This is a genomic window from Flammeovirga yaeyamensis, assembly GCF_018736045.1.
GTDB lineage: Bacteria > Bacteroidota > Bacteroidia > Cytophagales > Flammeovirgaceae > Flammeovirga > Flammeovirga yaeyamensis.
This window is the reverse complement of the sequence record NZ_CP076132.1, coordinates 4960952-4967500: the sequence shown is the minus strand read 5'-3', so window position 1 is coordinate 4967500 and position 6549 is coordinate 4960952. Positions and strand designations below refer to the sequence as shown.

Here is a 6549-nt window from a genome sequence, read left to right as displayed (position 1 = left end):
CGCACGACTTGGGGAGACAAGACAGTACAGAGCGGCCACGGCCAATCTGATAACGATACGAAACGCTTCCAAGAAAACCTTCTAAGATTATGTTATAGGATCCCGTACCCCAAACCGACACAGGTGGTCAGGGTGAGTAACCCGAGGCGCTCGAGTGATTCATGGCTAAGGAACTAGGCAAATTAGCCCCGTAACTTCGGGAGAAGGGGCGCCTACTTACTTTGTAAGAGGCCGCAGCGAAGAAGTCCAGGCGACTGTTTAACAAAAACACATGGCTATGCGAACTCGAAAGATTCAGTATATAGCCTGACACCTGCCCGGTGCTGGAAGGTTAAGAGGGGGAGTTAGAAGTAATTCGAAGCTCTGAATTGAAGCCCCAGTAAACGGCGGCCGTAACTATAACGGTCCTAAGGTAGCGAAATTCCTTGTCGGGTAAGTTCCGACCTGCACGAATGGTGCAACGATCTGGACGCTGTCTCGGCCATGAGCTCGGTGAAATTGAAGTAGCGGTGAAGATGCCGCTTACCCGCAACGGGACGAAAAGACCCCATGAACCTTTACTGCAACTTAACGTTGGCCGTTGGCCAGGAGTGTGTAGGATAGGCGGGAGACTGTGAAGGAGCGTCGCCAGGCGTTTTGGAGTCATTGTTGAAATACCGCCCTCTCCTGTTCGACGGTCTAACGGGTTTTGAACCCGGACATTGTTTGGTGGGTAGTTTGACTGGGGTGGTCGCCTCCAAAAGAGTAACGGAGGCTTTCCAAGGTTCCCTCACGACGGTCGGCAATCGTCGGAAGAGCGCAATGGCATAAGGGAGCCTGACTGCGAGAGAGACATCTCGACCAGGCACGAAAGTGGGACATAGTGATCCGGTGGTACCGCATGGAAGGGCCATCGCTCAAAGGATAAAAGGTACTCTGGGGATAACAGGCTGATCTCCCCCAAGAGCTCATATCGACGGGGAGGTTTGGCACCTCGATGTCGGCTCGTCACGTCCTGGGGCTGGAGAAGGTCCCAAGGGTTGGGCTGTTCGCCCATTAAAGTGGCACGCGAGCTGGGTTCAGAACGTCGTGAGACAGTTCGGTCTCTATCTGTTGCGGGCGTTGGAAATTTGAGAGGCTCTGACTTTAGTACGAGAGGACCGAGTTGGACACACCTCTGGCGTACCGGTTGTTCCGCCAGGAGCATCGCCGGGTACCTATGTGTGGAGCGGATAAGCGCTGAAAGCATCTAAGCGCGAAACCCACCTCGAGATGAGATTTCCTTATGAGGGTTGTTATAGATGATGACGTTGATAGGCTTCAAGTGTAAGTTCAGAGATGGATTAAGCTGAGAAGTACTAATCGCCCGAAAGCTTTTCTTCGGTTGGTGTCCCCTGATGGGGGCACTGACAAAGTTTTTACTGTTCACAGTCAATGATATTAAAACATTGATGGTGCCAATGACGTAGGTGTTCACCTCTTCCCATTCCGAACAGAGCAGTTAAGCCCTACAGTGCTGATGGTACTGGGTTAACCCCCGGGAGAGTAAGTCGGCGCCACATTCATTAAATATAGAAGGTTAGTTAACACGAGATGTTGGCTAACCTTTTTTTGTGAAAAATATCTAATAAATTGTTAATCAGTAATTTATAATAGCAAAGTACTATTATTTTAACGTATTGATTATTACCTTTGTAAGTACAATTTAGGCTAACGGCCTTTTGGTACTTCACTCATTGTGAGAGAAGTATTGGGGGAGCAATCTTATAAATTAAAAATATCACTAAAGTGACTAAAGCAGAAGTAATCACAGAAATTCTCAGAAAAATTGAGAAGCGTCAAGAAGCACAGACTTCAAATGCAGCGACAATGGTAGAAGTAGATAAGGAAATTGTAGGTCAAGTTCTTGAAGACTTCTTTAACGTTGTGAAGGATAAAATGGCTGAAGGTAACAATATCTACATCCGTCGTTTTGGTAGCTTTGTTAATAAGAAGCGTGCTTCTAAAAAAGGTAGAGATATCTCAAGAGGAGAGATCATTCCAATTCCTGAGCACTTCATTCCAAGCTTCAAACCTTCTAAAGAGTTTGTTGAAAAAATCAAAGGAAGTGACAAAGTTCGTTTGATCAACGAAAACTAAGCTTTATTGATTAGAAATTTATAAATTGTCCACTCTTTTAGAAAGGGTGGACAATTTTTTTAAACCAAAAATGGCAATGGGAAAAAAACAATACATACTCATTTTTTCAGGTATAGTACTTATCGCCTTGTTTGCACTGTTACCAAAAGCTGTAATTATTGATAATACAGAATCAGTAGATTCAGCACCATCTGCAGAAACACATTCAGAAGACGATGGACATGACCATAGCGATCATGATCATCAAACAGATGCGGCGATGGGAGCACATGATAAACTTCCAGCAGATACACAAAACACTTTAGACTCTTTAGAACACGCTTTTTCATCTGCTAAAGCATCCGGTGAAAAATCAACTATTGCTAACACTGCATACGAACTTTTATTCAGAATGAATAAATTCGATCAGGCTGCAGGTTGGAAATTGGCATCATACGGTCAAACCAAAAATATCGAAGAATTAAAAGAGGGGGCAGATGCGTATTATCAAGCTTTTACTTTTGCAATGAGCGAGCAGAAGTCTGCTAAGATGGCAAAATTGGCAAGAGAAAATTACCAAAAGTATATTGATATCAATGGTGAAGATCTTGACGCAAAAGTAAAAATTGGTATGACGTATGTTGTTTCTGAAGCACCAATGAAAGGTATTACTATGATTAGAGAAGTGTTGGCAAAAGATCCAGAGCATCAGCTAGCATTATCTAGTTTAGGGATATTATCTATACAATCCGGTCAATTTGATAAGGCCATCGAACGCTTTGAAAAAGTAAAAGAATTGTATCCTAAAGATATGGAATCTCGTTTCTATTTGGCGATTGCTTTGAATAGTTCGGGCAAAAATAAAGAAGCAATAGAAGAGATGAAATACATCAGTAAAAATGCTGATACTGAGGAAATTCGCCTTTCTGCTACACAAACTCTAGCAGAATGGGATAATTAATGTAAATAAGAATGGAATATTTTGAGATATATTCGTTTTTATCCAAAATTTCCCTTAAATTGCGCACTCGTTTGATGGACAACTATGTGTTTGTCAGATGAGTTAAAGAAAAGATTTCAAACAATTTAAACTGTAAGAATATGCCTTGCGGTAAGAAAAGAAAAAGACATAAGATCGCGACTCACAAGAGAAAGAAAAGACTTAGAAAGAACAGACACAAGAAAAAGTAATGTTCTAGTCGCAGCTTACAAAAGAACAGAACCTTGCTCAAGTTTTCTTGGACAAGGTTTTTCCTTATCTTAAAGGAAACAAAAGTATCTAAACGTAGATACGCATGCATATTTGCATGTACATTTAATTTATTGTCCACCTTAAACTTTTATTGAGTTGAGTAATGAACTAGTTATCAATTCAACGCAAGAGGGAAGTAGAATTGCCCTTATGCGAGATAAAGGTCTGGTAGAACTTCATTATGACAATGATGAAACAAAATTTCAAGTAGGAGATATCTATCTTGGAGTAGTAAGAAAAGTAGTACCTGGCTTAAATGCTGCATTTATTGACATTGGGTATGATAAAGACGCTTTTCTTCATTACTTGGATTTAGGTCCAAAAGTGAGATCCCTATTGAAATACATCAAGTTGGCACAAGGAAAACATCATAAGCATGTGAGTGAAAACTTGAAGCAGTTTCGTTTAGAACCAGAAATTGACAAGCTCGGAAAAATCAACGAAGTACTGAAACAAAATCAAAAGATTATGGTACAAGTTGTAAAAGAGCCAATTTCTACAAAAGGTCCTAGATTGTCATGTGAACTATCGTTGGCAGGTAGATATTTAGTATTAGTTCCATTTAGTAACACAGTAAACATATCCAAAAAAATTACTGATGCGAGTGAAAGAAGAAGACTTCTTAAACTTGTAAATTCTATTAAACCCGAAAACTTCGGTGTAATTATTAGAACAGTTGCTGAAGGACAAGAAGCACCCGAACTTAATAATGACCTTAGAGATTTGGTTACTAAATGGGGAGAAGGTGTAGAAAAACTGAAAGTCGCTAAGCCACGCGAAAAGGTCATCGGAGAAATGAATCGTGCCACTTCTATGTTAAGAGATATTCTTAACGAGTCGTTCGACAGTATTACTGTAGACGATAAAGATGTTTACGATGAAATTCGAAGATACATCCAACAAATTCAACCAGACAAAGCCGGAATTGTTAAACACTATACCGGAAAGACCAAGCTTTTTGAACACACAGGTATCGAGAAGCAACTAAAAACACTCTTTGGTCAAACTGTTAGCTTAGGAAGTGGAGGGTATTTGGTAATCGAACATACCGAAGCACTACATGTTATTGATGTTAACAGTGGTAATAAGTCGAATGCAGAGAATAACCAAGAGGCTACTGCATTCAACGTGAACTTAGAAGCGGCTACCGAAATCGCTCGTCAATTACGATTACGTGATATGGGTGGTATCATTGTCATTGACTTCATAGATATGAAGAAGGCTGAACACAAGCAGAAGTTGTATCAGCATATGAAGCAAGAAATGAAGGCGGACCGTTCGAAACATACAGTTCTACCGTTGAGTAAATTTGGCTTGATGCAAATCACGAGACAACGTGTTAGGCCAGAACTAAGTATTGTAACGAAAGAGAAATGTCCAACGTGTAACGGTACTGGAAAAATTACAGCATCTATCGCAATTGCAGATCAAGTTGAAGCAGAGGTGATGTATTTATTAGAGAAACAGAATGGTCAAAAATTAAAATTAGGCGTTCACCCGTATCTCTATTCCTACTTTACTGGAGGATTCCCTTCTCGAAGAATGAAGTGGTTCTTTAATCATTTCAAATGGATCAAAATTTTTGAGGATTCTTCTTTAGCATTATCCGAATATAAATTCTTTGATCATCATGATGAAGAAATTTCTTTAAAATGATTTTAAGCTTCTATCACACAAGATGTGGTGGAAGCTTTTCTTTTATTTATATATATGAATATATGAAAATTAGTTCATATATTTGTATTGTGATTTGATTCGGAGATATTGTCTTGGATATATTCTTTGAAAATCATGTATTAAAAGTGGAAATAGAAAATAAAAATATAGATTATGTCAAAATTTAGTAACTTGATACAGAACTCAGAAGTACCTGTATTGGTCGATTTCTATGCAGATTGGTGTCAACCTTGTCATATGATTGCACCTACGATTCGTTCCATTAAAACTAAAATGGGCGACAAGTTAAAAGTAATCAAAGTGAACTCCGACAATAATCAAAAAGCAATGATGAAGTATCAGGTGAGAAGTATTCCTACATTGATTTTATTTCATAAAGGCAAAATTTTGTGGAGAAACTCAGGCGTACTTCCTGAATTCGAATTAGAGAAAATATTAAGCAAGCATATCAATTAATCTTTACTAAATTTTAGTAGAATAATTAACTACAAGATTCTATCAAAATGTCTATTATTCAAACCACTCAAGAGGTTATACAAGCCTCTCCTTTAGCTACTGTTATTCATTCCTGCAATGATGTCGATAAAGATTCATGGATGAATTACGTGAAAATATTATTAGCTATTTCTGGAGCTGATGGAGAAGTATCTGAAGAAGAAATGAATTGGGTGTTTAATGATTTTCTGGATATTGTAGGTGCTTCTGAGGAACAGAAACAAGAAATCAAAGAATTCGATTTTATCAACTTCGATTTAAAACATGAACTTGAAAATCTTGATATTGATGTTCCCATGAACTATAGACGTACATTAGTCTACGATGCTGTAATGATGGCAAGAGCAGACGAAGTGTATGCAAAGGAAGAAAAAGAAGCAGTTCATAATGCTGCAGAATTGCTAGGCGTACCTTTCTTTATTGCTAAAACTATTGAAGGTTTAGTAAATACAGAAAAGTCGTTAGAGATGATTCGGAAATCTCTCTTTGAACTTGAAGATGATGAAGCACATCCTATTTCTGATTTGAAATCTCTAAACATGAAGCCTGCTTCTGTGTTAGAAAGAAATACTTTCGGCGTTCGTTTTACTTGCGAAGACACTCAATTAAATTATGGGTATGCTTTGATGATTATCGCAGGTGCTGATGGAGTAGTATCTGATGCTGAAAAAGATTGGTATTTGAATCAGTTTGTGAGGGTTTCTGAAACACCTGAACATATCGCTAAGCAAGTCGTCGAATACGATTATCTTAACGGGGATCTTGAGGAAGTCCTGAATAACTTAAAAGTAGATGTCACCATTAATTTTCAGCGTACATTATTATACAATGCTATAAAAATGGCCAATGCGGATGCTGATTTTCCAGAAAAAGAAAAGGAAGCCACTGAAAAAGCAGCTGAATTATTAGGTATCCCTGAAGATATAGCACATACTGTATTCTACCTCGTAGATACAGAAGCAAAAGTGCTCAAGATGAGGTCCACACTATTTGATTATAAATAAAAAAAGTCCCTTTGATAAAACATC

General features: G+C 38.7%; 5 protein-coding genes and 2 rRNA genes (1 of these 7 running past the window's edge). All 7 read left to right on the top strand.

What is annotated here, in order from left to right; genetic code table 11:
• Positions 1-1361 (top strand): 23S ribosomal RNA (locus KMW28_RS19795); it begins 1518 nt to the left of the window's first position.
• Positions 1362-1429: 68 nt separating this feature from the next.
• Positions 1430-1541: ribosomal RNA gene (gene rrf, locus KMW28_RS19790) — 5S ribosomal RNA — on the top strand.
• A gap of 226 nt (positions 1542-1767) precedes the next feature.
• Entirely contained in the window at positions 1768-2118 is a 351-nt protein-coding gene (locus KMW28_RS19785) for an HU family DNA-binding protein (protein WP_257794016.1), read from the top strand.
• A gap of 76 nt (positions 2119-2194) precedes the next feature.
• Complete coding sequence (locus KMW28_RS19780; RefSeq protein ID WP_169667235.1) at positions 2195-3058, top strand: tetratricopeptide repeat protein; 864 nt, start codon at positions 2195-2197, stop codon at positions 3056-3058.
• Between the two features lie 387 nt (positions 3059-3445).
• On the top strand, positions 3446-5005 hold the full coding sequence (locus KMW28_RS19775) for an Rne/Rng family ribonuclease (protein ID WP_066211647.1): 1560 nt from the start codon (positions 3446-3448) through the stop codon (positions 5003-5005).
• Between the two features lie 174 nt (positions 5006-5179).
• Positions 5180-5482: a thioredoxin gene (trxA, locus tag KMW28_RS19770; RefSeq protein WP_066211649.1), complete on the top strand. Its 303-nt coding sequence runs from the start codon at positions 5180-5182 to the stop codon at positions 5480-5482.
• Between the two features lie 47 nt (positions 5483-5529).
• Complete coding sequence (locus KMW28_RS19765) at positions 5530-6525, top strand: TerB family tellurite resistance protein (protein ID WP_066211651.1); 996 nt, start codon at positions 5530-5532, stop codon at positions 6523-6525.
• Positions 6526-6549: the final 24 nt, after the last annotated feature.

What these genes read in the sequence shown, in the direction of transcription:
- KMW28_RS19780 (WP_169667235.1), top strand. Translation starts at nt 2,195, where the DNA reads ATGGGAAAAAAACAATACATACTCATTTTTTCAGGTATAGTACTTATC.
- trxA (WP_066211649.1), top strand. Translation starts at nt 5,180, where the DNA reads ATGTCAAAATTTAGTAACTTGATACAGAACTCAGAAGTACCTGTATTG.
- KMW28_RS19765 (WP_066211651.1), top strand. Translation starts at nt 5,530, where the DNA reads ATGTCTATTATTCAAACCACTCAAGAGGTTATACAAGCCTCTCCTTTA.